The organism is Janthinobacterium sp. BHSEK (assembly GCF_056174685.1).
In genome coordinates, this window is record NZ_JBWBYV010000032.1 from 48186 (window position 1) to 68534 (window position 20349).

A 20349-nucleotide genomic window follows, 5' to 3' on the forward strand; every position below is an offset into this window, starting at 1 on the left:
ATAGACAAGGAAAAGCACATGATTACCGCAACACATGACGACCTGCTGACCATCGCAGGCAAACAATACCAATCGCGCTTGCTGGTGGGCAGCGGCAAGTACAAGGACTTGCCGCAGACGCGCGAAGCGACGGACGCTGCCGAGGCGCAGATCATCACGGTGGCGATTCGCCGGGTCAACATTGGCCAGGACCCGAATGCGCCCAGCCTGCTCGACTTCGTGCCGCCCGACCAGTACACGATACTCCCGAACACGGCCGGCTGCTACAACGCGAAAGATGCCGTGTACACGCTGCAGCTGGCGCGCGAGCTGCTGGGCGGGCGCAACCTGGTCAAGCTGGAAGTGCTGGGCGATGAAAAGACCCTGTTCCCGCACATGCCGGAAACCTTGATCGCGGCCGAGGCGCTGGTCAAGGATGGCTTTGACGTGATGGTCTACTGCAGCGATGACCCCATCCAGGCGAAGATTCTGGAAGACATCGGCTGCGTGGCCGTCATGCCGCTGGCGTCCCTGATCGGCTCGGGCATGGGCATCCTGAATCCGTGGAATTTGTCCTTGATCATCGACCAGGCCAAGGTGCCCGTGCTGGTGGACGCGGGCGTGGGCACGGCGTCGGATGCGGCCATTGCCATGGAACTCGGCTGCGATGGCGTGCTGATGAACACGGCCATTGCCGGCGCGCGCGACCCCGTGCGCATGGCGCGCGCCATGAAGCTGGCCGTGCGGGCCGGGCGCGAAGCGTTCCTGGCGGGACGCATGCCGCGCAAATTCGCCGCTTCGCCATCGTCGCCGATGGCGGGCCGCCTGGCGTGATGGTGCCGATGCACCGCACCGTGCTCGTGTTTGCCGGCGTCGACCCGTCGGGCGGGGCCGGCATCGCCGCCGATATTGTCGCGATTGCGGCGCAGGGCGCGCATGCCTTGCCCGTGATTACGGCGCTGACGGTGCAGGACAATGACCGCGTGTTTGCTGTCGAGCCGGTGGCGCCGGAGCTGCTGCGCCGGCAGGCGCTGGCGCTGATCGACAAGATCGCCATCGATGCCGTGAAGATCGGCATTCCCGGCAGCGCCGCGAATGCGACCGTCATCGCGCAGCTGATCGCGCAATTGCGCCAAAGCCGACCGGACTTGCCCGTGGTGCTCGATCCCGTGCTGGCCAGCGGCCATGGCGACGTACTCAGCCGGGACGATGCCGTGCTGGCGCTGGCGCCCTTGTTGCCGGTGACGACCGTGATCGTACCGAACGGGCCGGAGGCGGCGGCCCTCGGCGGCGAAGCAGCCTTGCGGGCGCAAGGCTGCCAGCACGTGCTGGTGACGGGCGGCCACGGCGAGGGCGAGACGGTCGTCAACCGCTGCTTCGATAGCGTCGGCGGGGAGCGCGAATGGCGCTGGCCGCGCTTGTCCGGCGAGTTTCACGGCAGCGGCTGCACCCTGGCCTCGGCCATCGCGGCGCATCTGGCGCTGGGACAGGCGCTGCCTGAAGCGCTGGATCTGGCGCAAAGCTATTGCCATGCGGCCCTGGCCGGCGCGTATGCGATTGCGCCAGGTCAACTCATGCCGCAACGATTCATTCAATAAGGAAATATCATGCGTGGACTGTATCTGGTTACCCCGAACTGGGACGACACCGACCACCTGCTCGACGTGAGCGAGCAAGCCTTGCAGGCAGGCGTGGCTCTGCTGCAATATCGCCACAAGAGCGCCGACGCGCAGCAGCGGCGCGAGCAGGCGGGCGCCTTGCTGGCCCTGGCCCGCAAGTATGGCGTGCCCTTCATCATCAACGATTTTATCGAACTGTGCGAAGAACTCGACGCGGATGGCGTGCACGTGGGCGGCACGGACGCGTCCGTGGCGCAGGCGCGCGCGCGCCTGGGCAAGGACAAGATCGTCGGCGCTTCCTGCTATGGCGACATGGCCCTGGCACGGACGGCTGAGGCGGGCGGCGCCAGCTATGTGGCCTTCGGCGGTTTTTATCCCTCGCTGGTGAAAAAGTATCCGGTGACCACGCCCTTGGATATCGTGCTGCAGGCCAAGCGCGAGATCGCCTTGCCGTGCGTGGTGATCGGCGGCATGACGCCGGAGAACGCGGCGCCGCTGGTGGCGCGTGGCGCCGACATGGTGGCCGCCATCAGCAGCGTCTTTAACAATGCATACGAGGCGGACGATGTGAATATTGCGGTGCAGCAATTCAACCACTTGTTCGCGGTATGAGCATGGACGTGCAGGGCTGGTTTGGGGCAATAATCGGCATATAATAAGAACATCATTCATTACCGAGGTCCCCCACCCATGAGTCAGCCAGCCGCCGCGAAACGCCTTATCCTGATCGTTGACGATGACCAGCTCCTGTTGGAATTCCTCGGCGAAGTCCTGCGCCATGCCGGTTATGAAACGGCCCTGGCCCATTCGGCCGAAGTGGCGCTGCAGCTGATCGCCCAGCGCGAGCCGGACCTGGCCTTGCTCGACATCCACATGCCGGGCATGTCCGGCCTGGAACTGGCCAAGCGCCTGCATGGCGAGACGGCCGTGCCGTTCATGTTCCTGTCCGGCAGCGGCGACAGCGAATCGGGCAAGCAGGCGGCCGCCTACGGCGCCGTCGGCTATGTCGTCAAACCCGTCGATGAAGGCCGTTTGATGCCCGCGTTCGAAGCGGGCCTGGCCCGTGCGGACGAGATCCGCCAGCTGCGGCGCACCGAGCTGAACCTGAACGCGGCGCTGGCCGCGGGACGCGAAACGAGCCTGGCCGTGGGTTTGCTGATGGGCAAGTTCCAGACGGACCGCAACACGGCGTTCGAGGTGCTGCGCGACCATGCCCGTTCCAGCCGCCGCAAGATCAATGAAATCGCCAGCCAGCTGCTGCTGGCCGAGGAAACCCTGAACGGCTTGCATGGCGCATTTTTGAACCGGGCAAAGACCAAGTAAGCGTATCCTCTCGCGCCCGCATGCCTGCCTTGCTATGATGTGGCGATACGGCGCGCTGGCGCGCCTGGTTCAACCATAGACAGGACACACATGAAAACCAAAGCAGCGATTGCCTGGAAGGCGGGCGCCCCGTTGACCATCGAAGAAGTCGACCTGGCTGGCCCGCGCGAGGGCGAGGTACTGGTCGAAATCAAGGCCACGGGCATTTGCCATACCGATTACTACACCCTGTCGGGCGCCGATCCGGAAGGCATCTTCCCGTCCATCCTCGGCCATGAAGGCGCCGGCATCGTCGTCGACGTGGGCCCGGGCGTGAAAAGCCTGAAGAAGGATGACCACGTCATCCCCCTGTACACGCCGGAGTGCCGCCAGTGCAAATTCTGCCTGTCGCAAAAAACCAACCTGTGCCAATCGATCCGCTCGACGCAGGGCCGCGGCCTGATGCCGGACGCCACCTCGCGCTTCTCCATCGACGGCAAGCCCATCTTCCACTACATGGGCACGTCCACTTTCTCGAACTACATCGTGGTGCCGGAAATCGCCCTGGCGAAGATCCGCGAAGACGCGCCATTCGATAAAGTCTGCTACATCGGCTGCGGCGTCACCACCGGCGTGGGCGCCGTGCTGTTTACGGCCAAGGTCGAGGCGGGAGCCAACGTGGTCGTGTTCGGCCTGGGCGGCATCGGCCTGAACGTGATCCAGGCGGCGAAGATGGTCGGCGCCGATAAAATCATCGGCGTCGACATCAACCCGGCGCGCCAGGACATCGCCCGCAAGTTCGGCATGACGCATTTCGTCAACGCCAACGAAGTGGAAAACGTGGTCGACACCATCGTGCAGCTGACGGACGGCGGCGCCGACTATTCGTTTGAATGCATCGGCAACACCACCACCATGCGCCAGTCGCTCGAGTGCTGCCACAAGGGCTGGGGCCAGTCCATCATCATCGGCGTGGCGGCGGCCGGCCAGGAAATTTCCACCCGTCCATTCCAGCTGGTGACGGGGCGCGTGTGGAAAGGTTCCGCCTTCGGCGGCGCGCGCGGACGCACGGACGTGCCGAAGATCGTCGACTGGTACATGGAAGGCAAGCTCAATATCGACGATTTGATCACGCACCGCTTGAAGCTCGACGACATCAACCAGGGCTTCGACCTGATGAAGAGCGGCGAATCGATCCGCTCCGTCGTGCTGTACTAATACATTACGCCGTACCACGGCGTTTTTGCGGAGGCTGCGGCCTCCGTTTTTTTTGCCCCGCGTGCCATCCATCGTCCGAGTCTGCCATCCAGGCAGGTCTTTTTGCAGCCTGTCGCAGCGCGCTGGAGCCGTGCGCCATCCGCCGCTACAGTCGATGCTCCACTACTTTTGCGACGAGGCAGCCATGTCCACTTCCCACCGTTTGATCCTCAGCCTGGCCGGTATTGTGCTTGGCGGCAGCGCGCTGGCCGTACAGCCGCCGCAGCCGCCCGCGCCGCCAGCCGCACCGGCCGCGCCGAGCAAGCAGATCAATATTTCCATGGGCAGCGGCGATGGCTATGCGCTCGTCGACAGCAGCGAGGACAGCGTCACCATGGCCGGCACCGATGTCGACGGCCAGCAGATCAAGCAGCTGCAGCGTTCGCTCAAGGGGCAGTTCCTGTGGTTCCGCGACCAGGGCAAGGGCTATGTGACGCAGGATGCCGCGCTGCTGGCCCGCGTGCGCGACGCCTGGAAGCCCTCGCAAGATCTGGGTTTTCAGATGAGCGGCCTGGGCAAGCAGATGAGCGAACACGGCAAGGCGATGGGCGAACTGGGCAGCAAGATGGGCGCCCATGGCGCGGCGCAGGCGAACGTCGGCGCGCGCGATGTGGCGCAACTGCAGGCGCTGGGCCGACAGCAGCAGGAACTGGGCCGCAAGATGGGCGAGGCGGCGCGCCGCCAGGCGCAGGCGACCACGGAGACGGCGCGCCGCACGGCCGGGCGCGAGGTGGAACGCCTGCAGCAGCAGATGGAAGATGCGCAGGACGCCATGGAAGAGGTCAACGACCGCATTGCCGCCGCGCAAGAACGCGAGGCGGACAAGGTGGATGCGCTGTCGCGCCAGATGGATCAGCGCGGCAAGCCGATGGAAACCCTGGGCAAGCAGATGGAAGCGCTGGGACGCCAGCAGGAAAAGGCCACCAAGGCAGCCGACAAGACCACGCGCCAGGTGATCGCCCAGGCGCTCAGCGAGGGCAAGGCCAAGCCGGTGCGCTAGACTTGGTTCCAGCTGGCGGCCACGGCGCGGTATTGCGACGGCAGCTGCACCCTGGCCTCGCCTTCGCTGGCATACACCTCGTCCTGCAGCGTTTCCCAGCGCGCGTCGCAGCTGAAACGGTAGACGCGCGCCTCGCCCGCATACTGGCACACGGCCAGGCCGTGGATGGCGGCGGGGGCGGTGCCATGCTCATCGGTGAGGTGGCCGAAGGGCAGGTCGGACCAGGCCCAGGCCAGTACGCGGGCGCCGTCGAGGTGGGTGGGGGGTGTCATGGGGATACAGGCCGCTGTGTCGGGATAGCGATTGTAGCGCGCGCGGGTAAAATGGCGCGACCGCTGGACAAATGCACAGTATTTTTAGCCATGCCGGTATAATCACGGCATGCAAAATCTTCTTCACAACCTCAATCCCGAACAATTGGCTGCCGTCACCCTGCCGGCCCAGCATGCGCTGATCCTGGCCGGCGCCGGTTCGGGCAAGACCCGCGTGCTGACCACCCGCATTGCGTGGCTGATCCAGACCCAGCAGGTATCGCCGCCCGGCATCCTGGCCGTGACCTTTACCAATAAAGCCGCCAAGGAAATGCTCACGCGCCTGTCGGCCATGCTGCCGATCAACACGCGCGGCATGTGGATCGGCACCTTCCACGGCCTGTGCAACCGCTTGCTGCGCACGCACTACCGCGACGCGGCCCTGCCGCAGACCTTCCAGATCCTCGATTCGCAGGATCAGCTATCCGTGATCAAGCGCTTGTTGAAGGCGAACAACATCGATGATGAGAAATTCCCGCCGAAGACGGTGATGTATTTCATCAACAATGCCAAGGACCAGGGCTTGCGCGCCACGGACGTGGAAGCGTATGACGCGCACGAGCGCAAGATGGTCGAGCTGTACCAGCTGTACGACGACCAGTGCCAGCGCGAAGGCGTCGTCGATTTTGCGGAATTGCTGCTGCGCACGTATGAGTTGCTGAGCCGCAATCAACCATTGCGCGAGCATTACCAGGCGCGCTTCCGCCATATTCTCGTGGACGAGTTCCAGGATACGAACAACCTGCAATACAACTGGTTGAAATTGCTGGCCGGCCATGGCAGCCGCGATGGCGGCGCCCTGTTTGCCGTCGGCGACGACGACCAGAGCATCTATGCCTTCCGCGGCGCCAACGTGGGTAATATGAGCGCCTTCGAGCATGAGTTTCAGGTCAAGAACTTGATCAAGCTGGAGCAGAACTACCGCTCGCACGGCCACATCCTCGACAGCGCCAACGTGTTGATCGCGAACAATAGCAAGCGCCTCGGCAAGAATCTGCGCACGGACGCGGGCCATGGCGAGCAGGTGCGCGTGTATGAAGCCAGTTCCGACCTGCAGGAAGCGCAGTGGATCATCGAAGAGGCGAAAAGCCTGATCGCCGACGGCGCCTCGCGCAGCGAAATCGCCATTCTGTACCGTTCGAATGCGCAGTCGCGCGTGATCGAACACGCGCTGTTTTCGGCCGCCATTCCCTACCACGTGTATGGCGGCCAGCGCTACTTCCAGCGCGCCGAGGTCAAGCACGCGATTGCTTATTTGCAATTGATGGACAATCCGCACAACGATTCGGCCTTCCTGCGCGTCGTGAACTTCCCCACGCGCGGCATCGGCATGCGCTCGATCGAGCAATTGCAGGCCGCGTCGGAGCAGTACGGCATTTCGCTGTACGCTTCCGTGCCGTATGTGGCGGGCAAGGCGGGCAGCGTGCTGGCCGGTTTCGTGAAATTGATCGAGGGCGTGCGTTTCGAAACGCAGCAATTGTCCCTGCCGGAAATGGTCAGAGTCGTGCTGGAAGCGAGTACCTTGCTGCAGCATTATCAGAATGAAAAGGAAGGTGCCGACCGCATCGAGAATCTGGAGCAGATGGTCAGCGCGGCCAGCCAGTTCATTTCCGAGGAAGGTTTTGGACAGGGCGCACCGGCCCACCTGGGACCAGCCGCCCAGGCGCAGTCGGGCGCGCCCGTCGTCAACCAGGATGGCATCGAAATCCTCGATGCCGACGCGCCGCTGCCGGCCGTGATGTCGCCGCTCTCCGCATTTTTATCGCACGCGTCGCTGGAAGCGGGCGACAACCAGGCGCAGGCGGGCCAGGATGCGCTGCAGATGATGACCGTGCACTCGGCCAAGGGCCTGGAATTCGACAACGTGTTCATCACGGGCCTGGAAGAGGGCCTGTTCCCGCACGAAAGCAGTTCGAAGGAAGACAATGGCGTGGAAGAGGAACGCCGGCTGATGTACGTGGCCATCACGCGCGCGCGCAAGCGGCTCTACATGAGCTTCTCGCAGACGCGCATGTTGCACGGCCAGACGCGCTACAACATGAAGTCGCGCTTCTTCGACGAGTTGCCGGAAGAGTCCTTGAAATGGCTGTCGCCGAAGGTGCAGGCGAACTGGTTCGGCAACCGCAAGTCGGCCTGGGACGAGGCACCAAGAGTGGCCAGTCTCGGTTCGGACAATGCGATTGCGCAAAAGATCGCGCAAAAAGCCTCGGGCGGTGGCTGGCGCATCGGCGAATCGGTGGCGCACGCCAAGTTCGGTGAAGGCGTGATCGTGAATATCGAAGGCGGCGGCGGCAATGCGCGCGCGCAGATCAACTTCGGCCAGCACGGCATGAAGGTGCTGGACCTGGGGATCGCCAAGCTGGAACGTCTGGGACGGTGATGTTGTACGGCGCAACGTCGGATTACGCGGCGTGCCGCCGCTAATCCGACCTACGCTGTGGCATTGCAAGGCATTCGAGAGCGTGTAGGTCGGATTAGCGCAGCGTAATCCGACATCATTGTTGGCATTGCAAGGCATTCGATATATAAAAAAGGGGCAGCCTGCGCAGGCTGCCCCTTTTTACATCTGGCCGGCGATCACTCTCCGGTCTTATCCAGCGACACCGTCTTGCTCTCATCGACGGGCACGCCGAAGATCTGGCGGTAGGCGGCGTAGAACGAGCAATGCATGATGATGGTCAATATCATCGACAGCGGCATCATCAGCTGCATCATCAGCGGCGTGCGGCCAAAGATAACGGCCAGCAATTGGCTGGTGACGATGCTGATGGCGAACCAGGTGGCGGCGAAGACGATGAAGGCCGACAGCGAACGCCAGACGGCGAAAAAGCTGAAGAACAGCGCCTTGCCCAGGCCGGTTTGGCGCCAGTAGATCAGCGGCGCGGCAAAGCAGAAGGCCATGGCGGCCGGCACGTACAGCACGATGGCCAGCAGGATGCCCAGGCCCAGGCGCGAGTCGGGGATGGCGGCGCGCGCCGCTTCTTCCGTCAGTTGCCCGGTGACCAGTTTCCACAGCAAGCCACCGTCCACCAGGGTCGAGGCGCCGATGGCGACGATGGCCATGAGGATGTACAGCACGCCCAGTCCGAACAGGGACGGAAACGCCGGCTTGCGGAAGCCCGAGAGCAGCAAACTGGGCAAGACGCGCTTGCCCTGGTCGATATGCAGGCAGCCTTGCACGAAGGCGACGGAGAATACGGGCACCAGGATGACGGGCAGCAATTGGCCGAGCACGGGCACGATGCTGACGGCCAGCATGCAGAACATATAGCCGAGAAACAGCATCGACATGCCGCCAGGTTGCTTGCGAAACAGGCCGAAGCCTTGTTTCACCCATTGCCAACCTGTACTTGCAGGTAATTTTTCCATGTTTAAAACAGTTCCGGAGCAGGTGTGGCGATACGTTCGCGCAGAATACGTTCGAAATGCGTGGGATCGTGCGGGGTCAGCATTTCCGCTTCGCGCGGCTGGTAATAATCGTACAGGCGCGACAGCCAGAAACGCAGCGCGGCGGCGCGCAGCATCGGCTGCCATGCCGTTCGTTCTTCATGCGTAAACGGGCGCACGGCCTGGTAGGCGTCGAGCAGGGCGCGCACGCGCACCGTGTCGAGCACGCCCGTGGCCAGGTCCACGCACCAGTCGTTGACGGTGACGGCCACGTCGAACAGCCAGGTGTCGCAGCCGGCAAAGTAAAAGTCGAAAAAGCCCGTCAGGCGCTCGCCGTCAAACATGACGTTGTTGCGGAACAAGTCGGCATGCACGGGACCGCGCGGGATGGCTTTATACGTATCGCAGGCGGCAAAGGCGTCCTGGAAATGGATTTCCGCGCGCAGCAAGTGCGCCCTGGCATCGTCGAGGTGGTGCAAGACCAGCGGCGTGGTGGCGTTCCACCAGTCCAGTCCGCGCAGATTCGGCTGCTGCAGGGGGAAGTCCTGCGCCGCCAGATGCATCTTGGCCAGCATGGCGCCGACAGCGGCGCAATGCACGGCTTGCGGTGCCATCTGCGAGCTGCCGTCGAGTTTGCTGACGATGGCGGCCGGCTTGCCTTGCAGGGCCGTCACCAGTTCGCCATCGGCATTGGCGATCGGCGCGGGCACCAGCACGCCCCGGTCCGCCAAATGGCGCATCAGTTGCAGGTAGAACGGCAATTGCTCGAAGCTGAGGTTTTCAAAGATCGTCAGCACATACTCGCCGCGCTCCGTGCTCAGGAAGAAATTGCTGTTTTCGATGCCGGAGGCGATGCCCTTGAGCGCCAGAGGTTTGCCGAGTGGAAACTGCGTGATCCACTGGCCGATATCGTCCAGGTGTAGCGCGGTAAAAACTGCCATGGGAAAGAAATGAATGGTCTAAAAGGTCAAAAAAAGCCGGCTGCCCCCGCGCATGGCCGGGGCAGGGCAGAAGAGAGTGGCTGCTTACTTCGCTGGTGCGGGCGGTGCTGGCGCGTCCGCTGCCTCTTCATCGCGTTGTTTCTGTTTTTTCTTGCCCAGATCAAATTCCAGCACTTTCCATTGCGGGCCGCGCAGGGCGTTGCCGTTGGCCTGGTCGGCGCCGGCGGCCGGCTTCATGTAATAGGTGCTGCCGCCGCTGGTGACTTTCACTTCGCTGGTGACACCCGCTTCGCGTTTTTCGGTAATCTGCTGCTTGGCGGCGGCCGGCGCCACGGTGATGGGGGCTTCGCCCATTTCCTCGATACGTTCGAGCTGGGGCGGCGCGTCGCTCGGTTTGGCCGGCGTCTGGGCGCTGGCAAGGGCCGAACATGCCAGCAGGGGCAGGGCGAGGAATGTCCAGAGTGTCGATGTACGCATCATGATGGGTTCGCTTCCATGTGTGGGACTGCAGCGCGTGCAGTGGTGTAATGCCGTCAATTTATCTATAAGGCATTGTAACAAACTGGTAGGCAATGCTGTTTAAATGCGCCGAAATGGCCCGCAGCGGCGGCCCGCGTGCCCGTTCGGGGCCGCCAGGGTGGCAAAAACGCCAGGAACGGCACGCATTGCGGCCGGTGACGCGGCCCTAAACTCTGCGATAATTGGGCGAACTTCCACCCGCCCGCCGCTCTGCTCACTGGGCGGGCGCGCTCACCTTATTTTATTGGCATTATGCAAAACACCCTGCTGTTAGTCGACGGTTCCAGTTACCTTTATCGCGCCTTCCATGCGCTGCCCGACCTGCGCAGCCCGGACGGTTACCCCACGGGCGCCATGCACGGCATGGTCAACATGCTGCGTCGCCTGCGCGCCGATTACCCGGCCGCCTACATCGCCTGCGTGTTCGATGCCAAGGGTAAAACTTTCCGCGATGACATGTATCCCGAGTACAAGGCCACGCGCGCCTCGATGCCGGACGACCTGCGTTTGCAGATCGAACCGATCCACGAAGCCGTGCGCGCCATGGGCTGGCCCATTTTGATGGTCGACGGCGTCGAAGCGGACGATGTGATCGGGACCCTGGCCGTGCAGGCGGCCGCCGCCGGCATGAATGTGGTGGTGTCCACGGGCGACAAGGACCTGGCGCAACTGGTCAACAGCCAGGTGATGCTGATCAATACCATGAGCAATGAAAAGCTCGACGAAGCGGCCGTGCTGGCCAAGTTCGGCGTGCCGCCCAAGCGCATCATCGATTATCTGTCGCTGATCGGCGATACGGTCGACAACGTGCCGGGCGTGTCGAAATGCGGGCCGAAAACGGCCGTCAAATGGCTGACCCTGTACGACAGCCTGGAAGGCGTGATGGAAAACGCGGCCAGTGTGGGCGGCGCCGTCGGTGAAAACCTGCGCACGGCCCTGCCATGGCTGCCGCAGGCGCGCGCCTTGATCACCGTCAAGACCGATTGCGATCTGTCCGGCCACATGACGACCATCGCCGATTCGCTGGTGGCGAAACACGAAGACAAGGAAGCGCTGCTGGCTTTCTTCAACCGCTACGGCTTCAAGGCCCTGCTGCGCGAACTGGGTGCGGCGCCGCCGCCGATGTCGCCCGTTGGCGCGCCTGCAACGGCTGGCGCATCGACTGCGAACACGACGGGCGACATGTTCGCCGACGCGACCCCAGCGGTGGAAGCCGAATATGAAACCGTGCTGACGGATGCCCAGCTCGACAAATGGATCGCCCTGATCGACGCGGCTGCCCTGACGGCCGTGGACACGGAAACCACCTCGCTGGAACCGATGACGGCGCAAATGGTCGGCATTTCCCTGTCCGTGGCCGAGCACGCCGCCTGCTACATCCCGCTGGCCCACGATTACGCGGGCGCGCCGGAACAGTTGACGCGCGAACACGTGCTGGCGAAACTGCGCCCGTGGCTTGAAGATGAGACCAAGCCCAAGCTGGGCCAGAACCTGAAGTATGACAGCCACATCTTCGCCAACCATGGCGTGACGTTGCGCGGTATCGCCCACGACACCCTGCTCGAATCGTATGTGTTCGAGTCGCACAAGAAGCACGACATGGACAGCCTGGCCCTGCGCCACCTGAACTACACGACCATCCCGTTCGAGGACGTGTGCGGCAAGGGCGCCAAGCAGATCACGTTCAATCAAGTCGAGGTGGAACAGGCGGCGAAATACGCGGCCGAGGATGCCGACGTGACCTTGCGTTTGCACAATGCCATGTGGGGCAATGTGGCGAACGATGAAAAACTCACGTTCATCTATGAAAAGATCGAAATGCCGACGGCCGTGGTCTTGCAAAAGATCGAGCGCAACGGCGTGCTGATCGACGACGAATTGCTCAACATCCAGTCGGCCGAGCTGGCCGTGAAGATCCTCGAGCTGGAAAAGAAGGCGTATGAACTGGCCGAGCAGCCGTTCAACCTGGGTTCGCCCAAGCAGATCGGCGAAATCTTCTTTGAAAAATTGAAGCTGCCAGTGGTCAAGAAAACCCCGACGGGCGCGCCGTCGACGGATGAAGAAGTGCTGCAAAAGCTGGCCGAGGATTATCCGCTGCCCAAGGTGCTGCTCGAATACCGGGGCATGGCCAAGCTGAAGTCGACGTATACCGATAAATTGCCGAAGATGATCAACGTCACGACGGGCAGGGTGCACACGAACTATGCGCAAGCCGTGGCCGTGACGGGGCGTCTGGCGTCGAACGACCCGAACTTGCAGAATATTCCCATCCGCAGCACGGAAGGCCGGCGCATCCGCGAAGCGTTCATTGCGCCGCCGGGCAGCCACATCGTGTCGGCCGACTATTCGCAGATCGAATTGCGCATCATGGCGCACATTTCGGGCGATGAAGCCATGCTGCGCGCGTTTGCCGACGGCATCGACATTCACCGCGCCACGGCCGCTGAAATCTTCGGCGTGCCGGCCGCGGAAGTGCAGAGCGAACAGCGCCGCTACGCCAAGGTCATCAACTTCGGTTTGATCTACGGCATGAGCGCGTTCGGCCTGGCCGGTAACCTGGGCGTGGACCGCACGGCCGCGCAAAGCTATATCGACCGCTACTTTGCCCGTTTTTCCGGCGTGAAACAGTACATGGAAGACACGCGCCAGCAAGCCAAGGCGCGCGGCTACGTGGAAACCGTCTTCGGCCGCCGCTTGTGGTTGCCGGAGATTAATTCGCCGAACGGCCCGCGCCGCCAGGGCGCGGAACGGGCGGCGATCAACGCGCCGATGCAGGGCACGGCCGCCGACCTGATCAAGCTGGCCATGATCGCCGTGCAAGGCTGGCTGGAGCAGGATGGTTTGCAGACGAAGATGATCATGCAGGTGCACGATGAACTGGTGCTGGAAGTGCCGGACGCGGAACTGGAACTGGTCAAGCGCAAGCTGCCGGAACTGATGGCGGGCGTGGCCGCGCTGAAAGTGCCTTTGACGGCCGAGGTGGGCGTCGGCAAGAACTGGGACGAAGCGCATTGATGCTGTGTCGGCTTACGCGGGGCATGCCCCGCTAAGCCGACCTACATGTTTAATTCAGCAATGACCGTAGGTCGGCTTAGCGCAGCGTAAGCCGACATTGTTTGTCAACACATCCTTCAGGAGAAGCGCATGAGCGACATGATCACCGATTGTGAAAGTTTGCTGGGCCAGAGCAGCGTGTCCGGGCCGGATGGCCGGCGTGGTTTCCTGAAGGTGGCGCTGGGCGCGGGCTTTGCCGTGGCCGTGCTGCCCGTGGCGGCGCAAAACGTCATCAAGACGGATTCCGCCGGGCTCGTCACGGGCACCATGTCGGTGATGGTCGATGGCCAGGCCGTGCCCGTGTATGCGGCCCAGCCGGAAGGCAAGACGGGCTTGCCCGTGGTATTGGTCATTTCGGAAATCTTTGGCGTGCACGAGCACATTGCCGACATGGCGCGCCGCTTCGCCAAGCAGGGCTACCTGGCGCTGGCGCCCGACCTGTTCGTGCGCCAGGGCGATCCGACCAAGGTGGCCAGCATCCCGGAATTGATGAAAGGCATCATCGCCAAGACGCCGGATGCGCAAGTGATGACGGACCTCGATGCGGTTGTTGCGTGGGCGAAACAGAATGGCGGCGACACGAGCCGCCTGGGCATCACGGGCTTTTGCTGGGGCGGCCGCATCACGTGGCTGTACGCGGCGCACAATCCGGCCGTCAAGGCGGGCGTGGCCTGGTATGGCCGCCTCGTGGGCGAAGCGACTGCCTTGCAACCGAGCAACCCCATCGACATCGCCGCCACCTTGAAAGTGCCCGTGCTGGGCTTGTATGGCGGCAAGGATACGGGCATCAGCCAGGAATCGATCGGCAAGATGAAAGACGCGCTGGCCAAGGGCGGCAACCAGTCGGAATTCATCGTGTATGCCGATGCCGGTCACGCCTTCAACGCCGATTACCGCCCCAGCTATGTGGCGGCCGATGCGAAAGACGGCTATGCGCGCTGCCTGGCCTGGTTCAAAAGCCACGGCGTGGCGTAATACCGCAACAGAAAATACCTGCATTTTCCAGAAGTTGCCGCGAGAAGCAGACCGGGCTGTAAAATGCCCGGTTCGTGTAAATGCAGTACAATTGCATCTTCATCGCGCTACGCTGCCGCCAGACGCGCAAATGTAAATAATAAGCAATAGTCATCAGGCCAGACGCCAGCATCGCGGGCGCCCATGACCCGGCGCCATTTTGAGGTAAGAAAATCATCGATCCCGTCCTTATATCCATTTTGCTCGCGACCACGATCGCGGGCGTGTTGAGCATTACCGCGGCGGCGATCTTTTCGTTTGCATTCCTGTCCAAGGTGGTCGAGCGCATGGTCAGCTTGTCCGTCGGCATCATGCTGTCGACGTCCTTGCTGCACGCCTTGCCTGAAGCGTTCGAGTCGCAGGCGGACCCGCGCAGCCTGTTCGCCACCCTGCTGGCGGGCTTGCTGGCCTTTTTCATGCTGGAAAAATTTGCCATCCTGCGCCATTCGCACCACCACGAAGGCGATGGCCACCATCACGCGCACGGCCACGACAAGCACGAGGCGGGCAAGGCCGGCTGGATGATCCTGGTCGGCGACGGCATGCACAACTTTACGGACGGCATTTTGATCGCCGCCGCCTTCCTGGCCGACCCGAAGCTGGGCCTGGTCACGGGCCTGGCCATCATCGCGCATGAAATCCCGCAGGAAATCGGCGATTTCATCGTGCTGCTCAACGCCGGCTTCTCGCGCCTGCGCGCCTACATCTTCAATCTGCTGTGCAGCCTGATGGCGGTGGCCGGCGGCTTGCTCGGCTATTTCACCCTGGACCGCGCCAGCAATCTGATCCCGTACGTGCTCGTGTTCGCCTCGTCCGGCTTCATTTATATTGCCCTGTCGGACCTGATGCCGCAGATGCAGCGCCGCGCCACCCTGCGCGAAACCATCCCGCAAGTGCTCCTGATCGCGCTGGGCGTGTGCATCGTGCTGTTTTTGACGCGGCACAAACACGGCGGTTGATGCCCGGCACTGTCGGCGCAGTGCCAGCTATGTTATATTGCCTTTTTGACTAACTTGCACAGAAAGGAGGAAAATATAATGGAAGAAAACTTGTTGCTCGCCTTGTGGCGCGCACGCTCTTTAAGCGCATTTGCCAGCTCTTGCCCACGTTCTATCGCGCTGCGATAACCTGGCCAGAGCAAAGTCACCCTCCTACACGAGTCCTTTCCTGGTACTCCGTTGTCGTTAGCGCTCCTGTTAACGCGGATGCTTGCATCCCGAACAAAGACAAGAGCCATGACTACCCTGATCTCGACACAAGCTTTACAACTGGATACCCACGACGGTTTCCTCTTCAACGAACTCGCCTTTACCTTGCGCCAGGGCGACCGCATCGGCCTGATCGGCCACAATGGCTGCGGCAAATCCACCTTGCTGGGCTTGCTCAGCGGCACGCGGGAAGCCACTGCCGGCACCATCCACTATGCCCGTGCCTGCCGCTTGCAGCACGTGGAGCAGCACTTGCCGCCGGAACTTGCCAGCCTGAGTCTGTACGACGCCTTGCTGGCGCCCGTGCTGGAGCAGCCCGAGCTGCATTGGAGGATCGACAGCCTGCTTGCCGAACTGGGTTTCGACCTTGATACGGCGCAAGTGCCCGTGCATTCCTTGTCCGGCGGCCAGCACACGCGGCTGCTGCTGGGGCGCGCCCTGCTGCAGGAGCCGAACGTGCTGCTGCTCGATGAACCGAGCAATCACCTGGATTTGCCATCCTTGCTGTGGCTGGAGCAATTCCTGCTGCGCTGGCGCGGCGCCTTCATCCTCGTCTCGCACGACCAGCGCCTGCTGGACAACGTGGCCACGCGCAGCTGGATCTTGCGCGATAGCCGCCTGTACGACTTCGACTTGCCGTGCGGCCCCGCGCTGGCGGCGCTGGCCGAGGCGGACGTGGCCGCCGCCGCCCGGCATGCGGCCGAACAGAAGGAAATCGACCGCCTGTCCGCTAGCAGCGCCCGCCTGGCGTTGTGGGGGCGCACCTATGACAATGAAGACCTGGCGCGCAAGGCCAAGACCATGCAGCGGCGCATCGATAAATTGAAGGATGCGCAATCGTTCGTCAGCGATGGCGCACCGTGGCGTTTGAGTTTGCGCGGCAAGGCGCTGGCGGCCGACCAGCTGCTGACGCTCGACGGACTGGACGTGCGCGCCGTGCCCGCTTCTCCCGTGCTGTTCCAGGTCGGCCAGCTGTGGCTGAAACCGGGCGACAGGGTCGCCTTGCTGGGCGCCAACGGCAGCGGCAAGTCGTCCTTGCTGCGCCTGTGCTGGCAGGCGATCCAGGCGCAGCAGGAACGCAGCGACTTGCGCTACCACCACGCGGCCAACATCGGCTATTACGACCAGTCGCTCAGGCAACTGGCCGATACGGCCGATTTGTCCGACGCCCTGTACCCGTTTGCCGTGCAGAACGAGGCTGCGCGCAGCCAGGTGGCGCGCAGGCAAGCCTTGATTGCGGCCGGTTTCCCGTATGCGCGCCATGGCCAGACGGTGGCGACCCTGAGCGGCGGCGAGCGGGCGCGGCTGCTGTTCCTGGGGCTGTCCTTGGCCAGCTACCATTTATTGTTGCTCGATGAACCCAGCAACCACCTGGACATGCAGGGCAAGGCGGAACTGGGGCAAGCCCTGCGCGGCTTTGCAGGCGGCTGTCTGCTGGTGTCGCACGACCGCGACCTGATCGAAACGGCGTGCAACCGTTTTTGGGTAGTGGCCGATGGCCGGCTGGAAGAGTGGCCGGATGCTGCCAGCGCGTATGCACGGTTGAGTGCCGAGGATGGACAGGCGTCGGCGCCAGTGGTACGCGTGGAGAATGCGTCTGCGGTACTGACGGACATCGACCTGCAGCTGGAACGCTTGTGCGAACTGGAGCAATTGCTGGCGGAAGACATGGCGAGAAAACCGCGCCACCAGAAACCGGCCAGCCAGCAGGCGTGGCAGGCGGAATTGGCGCAGCTGAATCAATCGCTGGGGATAACGTCGTAGTTATCCACCGGGCATGAAAAAGCGGACCGAGGTCCGCTTTTTTTTAGTTACCCGTCGCCACCGGCCGCGCCGGATCCGCGCACCATTCGCTCCACGAACCCGGATACAGGGCCGCGCCAGGTAAGCCCGCCACTTCCAGGGCCAGCAGGTTGTGGCACGCCGTCACGCCGGAGCCGCATTGCAGGATAGTAGATTCAGCCGTGCTGATTAGGCCCGCGAATTCCTGCTCCAGTTCTTTAGCGGATTTGAAGCGGCCGTCCGCCTGCAGGTTATCCTTGAAGAAACGGTTTTTTGCGCCCGGGATATGGCCGCCCACGGGGTCGATGGTTTCGTTTTCGCCCCGGTAGCGGTCGGGCGCGCGCGCGTCGATGACGGTCAAGGCCTGGGTTTCCAGGTTGGCGACGACGTCCTGCACGCTGACCGTGCGCGTCAGGCTGGCTTTTTCCGTCAGCTGGCCGACAGGGCGTGGCGCCACGGGCGTGACCAGCGGCAAGCCCTGTGCCTGCCAGGCGGCCAGGCCGCCGTCGAGCACGGCCACATTCGGATGGCCGAGCCAGCGCAGCAGCCACCACAAACGGGCGGCGAACATGCCGCCCTGGCCATCGTAGGCCACCACTTGCGTGTCGTCATCGATGCCCCAGCCGCGCAGGGTGGCCAGCAGGGCATTGCGATCCGGCAAGGGATGCCGTCCCGTAAAGTCCGGGCCGCGCGCCGTCTTGGGGCCGGACAGGGCCGTGTCGATATCGGCGAATTGCGCGTTCTGGATGTGGCCGGCGGCAAACGCGTCGCTGCCGGCCGTCGGGTTGAGCAAGTCGTGGCGGCAATCGAGGATGACCCAGTCGCTGTCATTCAGGTGGCTGGCCAGTTCGCTGGCCTGTAACAAGGTGGTGTACATCAGGAATGCTCCTTTACACTTCGCTGGCGATGGGATCCGTGCGCGCGATGGCCGCGCCACGGGCCGTGTTGCGGGTATTGTAATAGGTTGCCGCGATGCCGGAAGCGAGAATGATGGCGATGCCGGTCCAGCCGTGCCAGTCGAACAGGTCGCCAAAGATCACCACGCCCCAGAAGCTGGAAAAGACGATGCCTGTGTATTGCAAATTGGCAACCACGAGGGTCTTGCCCAGGCGATAGGAGCGCGTCATGGCCATCTGCGCCATCGTGGCGCACAAGCCGATGGCGGCCAGCAAGCCGATGCCGTAGGCGCTCGTGTGCATGTGCCAGACGACGGGGCCGCCGCCGGCGCTGGCCACGTGGCCGATCACGCCGGCCAGGAAATTGACGACCGAGAAATAAAACACGACCCGGTATTCGGGTTCGCCCAGCAAGCCCAGCTTGCGCACCTGCAAGTAGGCGAGGGCCGACAGCATGCCGGAAATCAAGGCCGTGATGGCGCCGGCCAGCTGATCCGTCTCGAACACGGGTTGCAGCAGCAGGGTCACGCCGACAAAGCTCATGGCAATGGCCGCCACCAGCGGCCACTCGACCTGTTGCATGCCTTTCCACCAGCCGCTGGCGAGTAAAATCACGGCGATCCAGATGGGCGCCATGTAATTGAGGGTCATGGCCGTGGCCAGCGGCAGGATGGCGATGGCATAAAACCACAGCCACAGGGCGATCACGCCCACCACGCCGCGCCACAGATGCTGGCCCGGCATCGTGGTTTTAAAGCTGCCGCCCTGGTACAGAATCGTGCAGCTCATGACGATCATGCCGATGATGCCGCGGTACATGACGATTTCGGACGTCGAATACAGATCCGACGCCAGTTTCACGCACACGCCCATGATGGCGAACATAAAGCTGGCAAACAGCATCCAAAGTGACTGCATGAGTAATCCTGACGATGAAAATGAAAAGGGCCGCGCAATGCGGCCCCTTGAGGAAATTACAGTTCGATATTGCTGCGGTACCACTCGTGGAAGTGCTGCATGCCGTCTTCCATGGGCGATTGGTAAGGGCCCACTTCGTTCACGCCGCGCTGCATCAGGACCTTGCGGCCCGCATCCATGCGCTGGGCGATTTCATCGTCCTCGACACAGGTTTCCATGTAGGCAGCCCGTTCCGCTTCGACGAAGTCGCGCTCGAACAGCACGATTTCTTCCGGGTAATAGAACTCTACCACGTTGCGCGTCTTTTGCGGGCCGTCGGGCCACAGGGTCGAGACGACCAGCACGTGCGGATACCATTCGACCATGATGTTCGGATACAGGGTCAGCCAGATGGCGCCATACGGCGGCGCTTCGCCGCCGCGGAATTGCAGCACCTGCTCCTGCCATTTCTTGTAGGCAGGCGAGCCGGCCTGCTGCAGGCCGCGGTGCACGCCCACTGTCTGCACGCTGTAATCCTTGCCGAATTCCCAGCGCAGGTCGTCGCAGCTGACGAAGCTGCCCAGTCCCGGGTGGAACGGTTCCACGTGATAATCCTCGAGGTAGACTTCGATGAAGGTCTTCCAGTTGTAGTCGCACTCGTGGATTTCCACGTGGTCGAACATATAGCCGGAAAAATCGAGGTCTTTCGAGACGGACAAATCTTTCAATTTTTCCATCACGTTGTAGCCGTTTTGCTCGAACAGCAAGCCATTCCAGCTTTGCAGCGGCGTTTTCGACAGGTTCAGGCACGGCGTCTCGGGGAAGTGCGGCGCGCCGATCAATTCACCCTTGAGGTCATAGGTCCAGCGGTGCAGCGGGCAGACGATGTGGTTCGCGTTGCCGCGGCCATTGAACATCAGCGCCTGCCGGTGGCGGCACACGTTGGACAGCACTTCGATGCCATTGGCGTTGCGCACGAGCATGCGCCCTTCGTTCTCAGACGCCAGGGTCGCAAAATCGCCGGTTTCCGGCACCATCAGCGCATGCCCGACATAGCGCGGGCCGGCTTGGAACAATTGCTGCATTTCACGCTGCAACAGCGTTTCGTCAAAATAGACGTGGACCGGAAGTTGCGCGTTTGAGCGCGCCAGCTTGGCGTGAGTAGCCAGATCGGACATCCCAA

The 20349-nt window shown here is 62.7% G+C and carries 19 protein-coding genes; 11 read left to right on the top strand and 8 right to left on the bottom strand.

Features of this window, described 5'->3' with window-relative positions:
* Positions 1-18: 18 nt before the first annotated feature.
* From AC0V2Y_RS12915 to AC0V2Y_RS12940, 6 genes are all read left to right on the top strand, one after another.
* Positions 19-813 carry a thiazole synthase gene (locus tag AC0V2Y_RS12915; protein WP_475414638.1) on the top strand — a complete coding sequence of 265 codons (795 nt, stop codon included), beginning with the start codon at positions 19-21 and terminating at the stop codon, positions 811-813.
* Positions 813-1577, top strand: coding sequence for a bifunctional hydroxymethylpyrimidine kinase/phosphomethylpyrimidine kinase (thiD, locus tag AC0V2Y_RS12920; protein WP_475414701.1), 765 nt, complete (start codon positions 813-815; stop codon positions 1575-1577). Before AC0V2Y_RS12915 ends, thiD begins: the two co-directional genes overlap by 1 nt.
* A gap of 9 nt (positions 1578-1586) precedes the next feature.
* The gene (thiE, locus tag AC0V2Y_RS12925; RefSeq protein ID WP_475414639.1) at positions 1587-2210 is read left to right on the top strand and encodes a thiamine phosphate synthase; all 624 of its coding nucleotides are present in this window, start codon (positions 1587-1589) and stop codon (positions 2208-2210) included.
* Positions 2211-2288: 78 nt separating this feature from the next.
* Positions 2289-2921 (top strand): ANTAR domain-containing response regulator, encoded by a 633-nt coding sequence (locus tag AC0V2Y_RS12930; protein WP_034749164.1) that lies wholly within the window; start codon positions 2289-2291, stop codon positions 2919-2921.
* 90 nt (positions 2922-3011) lie between these two features.
* A complete protein-coding gene (locus AC0V2Y_RS12935; protein ID WP_035824628.1) occupies positions 3012-4118 on the top strand; it encodes an S-(hydroxymethyl)glutathione dehydrogenase/class III alcohol dehydrogenase in 1107 nt (368 codons plus the stop codon).
* Positions 4119-4302: 184 nt separating this feature from the next.
* Positions 4303-5157, top strand: a complete 855-nt coding sequence (locus tag AC0V2Y_RS12940; protein WP_475414640.1) for a hypothetical protein — start codon at positions 4303-4305, stop codon at positions 5155-5157.
* Here the strand turns inward: AC0V2Y_RS12940 and AC0V2Y_RS12945 are convergent.
* Positions 5154-5429 carry a hypothetical protein gene (locus AC0V2Y_RS12945; protein ID WP_475414641.1) on the bottom strand — a complete coding sequence of 92 codons (276 nt, stop codon included), beginning with the start codon at positions 5427-5429 and terminating at the stop codon, positions 5154-5156. The genes AC0V2Y_RS12940 and AC0V2Y_RS12945 overlap by 4 nt on opposite strands.
* A 109-nt stretch (positions 5430-5538) precedes the next feature.
* On the opposite strand from AC0V2Y_RS12945, the gene AC0V2Y_RS12950 reads away from it, so the two are divergent.
* Positions 5539-7848 (top strand): UvrD-helicase domain-containing protein, encoded by a 2310-nt coding sequence (locus AC0V2Y_RS12950; RefSeq protein WP_475414642.1) that lies wholly within the window; start codon positions 5539-5541, stop codon positions 7846-7848.
* Positions 7849-8045: 197 nt separating this feature from the next.
* On the opposite strand, the gene AC0V2Y_RS12955 is transcribed toward AC0V2Y_RS12950, so the two are convergent.
* From AC0V2Y_RS12955 to AC0V2Y_RS12965, 3 genes are all read right to left on the bottom strand, one after another.
* Entirely contained in the window at positions 8046-8801 is a 756-nt protein-coding gene (locus AC0V2Y_RS12955; RefSeq protein WP_475418112.1) for a BPSS1780 family membrane protein, read from the bottom strand.
* A 38-nt stretch (positions 8802-8839) separates the two neighbouring features.
* Positions 8840-9796: a homoserine kinase gene (locus tag AC0V2Y_RS12960; protein ID WP_475414644.1), complete on the bottom strand. Its 957-nt coding sequence runs from the start codon at positions 9794-9796 to the stop codon at positions 8840-8842.
* An 84-nt stretch (positions 9797-9880) separates the two neighbouring features.
* Entirely contained in the window at positions 9881-10276 is a 396-nt protein-coding gene (locus AC0V2Y_RS12965) for a hypothetical protein (protein WP_475414645.1), read from the bottom strand.
* Positions 10277-10567: 291 nt separating this feature from the next.
* On the opposite strand from AC0V2Y_RS12965, the gene polA reads away from it, so the two are divergent.
* Entirely contained in the window at positions 10568-13330 is a 2763-nt protein-coding gene (polA, locus tag AC0V2Y_RS12970) for a DNA polymerase I (RefSeq protein WP_475414646.1), read from the top strand.
* A gap of 129 nt (positions 13331-13459) precedes the next feature.
* Positions 13460-14344: a dienelactone hydrolase family protein gene (locus AC0V2Y_RS12975; protein ID WP_475414647.1), complete on the top strand. Its 885-nt coding sequence runs from the start codon at positions 13460-13462 to the stop codon at positions 14342-14344.
* On the opposite strand, the gene AC0V2Y_RS12980 is transcribed toward AC0V2Y_RS12975, so the two are convergent.
* Complete coding sequence (locus AC0V2Y_RS12980) at positions 14322-14696, bottom strand: hypothetical protein (protein WP_475414703.1); 375 nt, start codon at positions 14694-14696, stop codon at positions 14322-14324. The two genes, AC0V2Y_RS12975 and AC0V2Y_RS12980, sit on opposite strands and share 23 nt — an antisense overlap.
* On the opposite strand from AC0V2Y_RS12980, the gene AC0V2Y_RS12985 reads away from it, so the two are divergent.
* On the top strand, positions 14584-15342 hold the full coding sequence (locus AC0V2Y_RS12985; protein ID WP_131688328.1) for a ZIP family metal transporter: 759 nt from the start codon (positions 14584-14586) through the stop codon (positions 15340-15342). The two genes, AC0V2Y_RS12980 and AC0V2Y_RS12985, sit on opposite strands and share 113 nt — an antisense overlap.
* 276 nt (positions 15343-15618) lie before the next feature.
* Positions 15619-17355 (top strand): ABC-F family ATP-binding cassette domain-containing protein, encoded by a 1737-nt coding sequence (locus AC0V2Y_RS12990; RefSeq protein ID WP_475414648.1) that lies wholly within the window; start codon positions 15619-15621, stop codon positions 17353-17355.
* Between the two features lie 43 nt (positions 17356-17398).
* Here the strand turns inward: AC0V2Y_RS12990 and AC0V2Y_RS12995 are convergent, their stop codons facing one another.
* The 3 genes from AC0V2Y_RS12995 to AC0V2Y_RS13005 are packed head-to-tail and all read right to left on the bottom strand — an operon-like array spanning position 17399 to position 20344.
* Complete coding sequence (locus AC0V2Y_RS12995) at positions 17399-18250, bottom strand: sulfurtransferase (protein ID WP_475414649.1); 852 nt, start codon at positions 18248-18250, stop codon at positions 17399-17401.
* Positions 18251-18263: 13 nt separating this feature from the next.
* Positions 18264-19187: a DMT family transporter gene (locus tag AC0V2Y_RS13000; protein WP_475414650.1), complete on the bottom strand. Its 924-nt coding sequence runs from the start codon at positions 19185-19187 to the stop codon at positions 18264-18266.
* A gap of 56 nt (positions 19188-19243) precedes the next feature.
* Positions 19244-20344 carry an aromatic ring-hydroxylating oxygenase subunit alpha gene (locus AC0V2Y_RS13005; protein WP_099409794.1) on the bottom strand — a complete coding sequence of 367 codons (1101 nt, stop codon included), beginning with the start codon at positions 20342-20344 and terminating at the stop codon, positions 19244-19246.
* Between the last annotated feature and the right edge of the window lie 5 nt (positions 20345-20349).

Excerpts from the sequence above, each read along its gene's own strand:
- AC0V2Y_RS12915 (WP_475414638.1), top strand. The coding sequence starts at position 19 with ATGATTACCGCAACACATGACGACCTGCTGACCATCGCAGGCAAACAA.
- thiD (WP_475414701.1), top strand. The coding sequence starts at position 813 with ATGGTGCCGATGCACCGCACCGTGCTCGTGTTTGCCGGCGTCGACCCG.
- thiE (WP_475414639.1), top strand. The coding sequence starts at position 1,587 with ATGCGTGGACTGTATCTGGTTACCCCGAACTGGGACGACACCGACCAC.
- AC0V2Y_RS12930 (WP_034749164.1), top strand. The coding sequence starts at position 2,289 with ATGAGTCAGCCAGCCGCCGCGAAACGCCTTATCCTGATCGTTGACGAT.
- AC0V2Y_RS12935 (WP_035824628.1), top strand. The coding sequence starts at position 3,012 with ATGAAAACCAAAGCAGCGATTGCCTGGAAGGCGGGCGCCCCGTTGACC.
- AC0V2Y_RS12940 (WP_475414640.1), top strand. The coding sequence starts at position 4,303 with ATGTCCACTTCCCACCGTTTGATCCTCAGCCTGGCCGGTATTGTGCTT.
- AC0V2Y_RS12945 (WP_475414641.1), bottom strand. The coding sequence starts at position 5,429 with ATGACACCCCCCACCCACCTCGACGGCGCCCGCGTACTGGCCTGGGCC.
- AC0V2Y_RS12950 (WP_475414642.1), top strand. The coding sequence starts at position 5,539 with ATGCAAAATCTTCTTCACAACCTCAATCCCGAACAATTGGCTGCCGTC.
- AC0V2Y_RS12960 (WP_475414644.1), bottom strand. The coding sequence starts at position 9,796 with ATGGCAGTTTTTACCGCGCTACACCTGGACGATATCGGCCAGTGGATC.
- AC0V2Y_RS12965 (WP_475414645.1), bottom strand. The coding sequence starts at position 10,276 with ATGATGCGTACATCGACACTCTGGACATTCCTCGCCCTGCCCCTGCTG.
- polA (WP_475414646.1), top strand. The coding sequence starts at position 10,568 with ATGCAAAACACCCTGCTGTTAGTCGACGGTTCCAGTTACCTTTATCGC.
- AC0V2Y_RS12975 (WP_475414647.1), top strand. The coding sequence starts at position 13,460 with ATGAGCGACATGATCACCGATTGTGAAAGTTTGCTGGGCCAGAGCAGC.
- AC0V2Y_RS12980 (WP_475414703.1), bottom strand. The coding sequence starts at position 14,696 with ATGATGCCGACGGACAAGCTGACCATGCGCTCGACCACCTTGGACAGG.
- AC0V2Y_RS12990 (WP_475414648.1), top strand. The coding sequence starts at position 15,619 with ATGACTACCCTGATCTCGACACAAGCTTTACAACTGGATACCCACGAC.
- AC0V2Y_RS12995 (WP_475414649.1), bottom strand. The coding sequence starts at position 18,250 with ATGTACACCACCTTGTTACAGGCCAGCGAACTGGCCAGCCACCTGAAT.
- AC0V2Y_RS13000 (WP_475414650.1), bottom strand. The coding sequence starts at position 19,187 with ATGCAGTCACTTTGGATGCTGTTTGCCAGCTTTATGTTCGCCATCATG.
- AC0V2Y_RS13005 (WP_099409794.1), bottom strand. The coding sequence starts at position 20,344 with ATGTCCGATCTGGCTACTCACGCCAAGCTGGCGCGCTCAAACGCGCAA.